The organism is Dankookia rubra, assembly GCF_004355005.1.
GTDB classification, from domain to species: Bacteria; Pseudomonadota; Alphaproteobacteria; order Acetobacterales; family Acetobacteraceae; genus Paracraurococcus; species Paracraurococcus ruber_A.
Window position 1 is genome coordinate 1 of record NZ_SMSJ01000279.1, and the last position, 1,222, is coordinate 1,222.

Annotated in this window: 1 protein-coding gene; it reads left to right on the forward strand. The window is 77.7% G+C overall.

The features are described 5' to 3' along the window. Positions 1-100: 100 nt before the first annotated feature. The coding region (locus E2C06_RS36545) for a secretin N-terminal domain-containing protein (RefSeq protein WP_277751924.1) at positions 101-1,222 on the forward strand (1,122 nt) is incomplete at its 3' end.

A 1,222-nucleotide genomic window follows, 5' to 3' on the forward strand; every position in this document is an offset into this window, starting at 1 on the left:
CGCCGGCCCGCCCCGCCGGGGTGGTCCCGGCCGCGGCGCCCGGCGGCACGCCGGTGCAGCTGCCGCCCGGTTTCCCGGGCGTCCCGGGGACGCCGGGCCGGTGAGGCGCCTCGCCCCGGTCCTGGCGCTGCTGGCCGCCGCCTGCGTGCCGCCGCCGGAGAAGCCGGTGCTGCAGCCCCTGCCGTCGGTCAGCGGCGCGGGGGCCGTCGCTTCCCCGCGCATCAGCGGGCGGATCGACGCGCCGCTGCCGGTGCCCGCGGTGGCGACCAACATGGCGTTGCCCTCCACCCTGCCGGGCCCGGGCGGCGGCGCGGCGCGGCAGGGCGGCGGCGAGTATTCGCTCGACTTCGCCGATACCGACATCCGCGAAGTGGTGGCGCAGGTGCTCGGCGGCATGCTGCGCGCCAACTACGCGATCGACCCGGCGGTGCGCGGCAGCGTCACGCTGCGCACCGCGGTGCCGCTGACCCGGGCGCAGCTGCTGCCGACGCTGCAGGCGCTGCTGGCGCAGAACGGTGCCGCGGTGATCGAAGCCGGCGGGCTCTACCGCGTGCTGCCGCAGGCCGCCGCCGCCGCCGCCTCGGGCGTCGCCGGGGCGGAGGCCCTGACCGGCGCCGGCAACCGCGTGCTGCCGCTGCGCTATGCCTCGGCCGAGGAGCTGGCCAAGGTGCTGACGCCCTTCGCCGGGCCGGGCGGCCGGGTCGCCGCCGATCCCGGCCGCAACGCGCTGATCCTCGGCGGCGACCCGCAGGCGCGGGAGGCGCTGGCGCAGCTTGCCGCCACTTTCGACGTCGACGTGCTGGCCAACCAGTCCTATGCGCTGCTGCCGATCCCCTCCGGCGATGCGCGCGACATGGCGACCGCGCTGCAGGAGGCCTTGCGGGCGCAGCAGGGCGGCGCGATGGCGGCGCAGATCCGCGTGGTGCCGATGACCCGGATCAATGCCGTGCTGGTGACGGCGGCGCAGCCGCAGCTGATCGACAGCGCCCGGCGGATTTTCGGCCTGGTGGAGAATGCGCGCCGCCGCACCGTGCGGTCCTGGCATGTCTTCTACCTGCAGAACGGCCGCAGCAACGATGTGGCCTACCTGCTCCAGCAGGCCTTCACGCCGGACAGCGTGACGGCGCAGCCGACCGCGCCGGGCGGCACCGCGCCGGGCCTCGGCCAGCGGACCGTGGGCGCGGGCGGCGGCTTCGGCGGCGGCGGCGGCGGGATCGGCGCC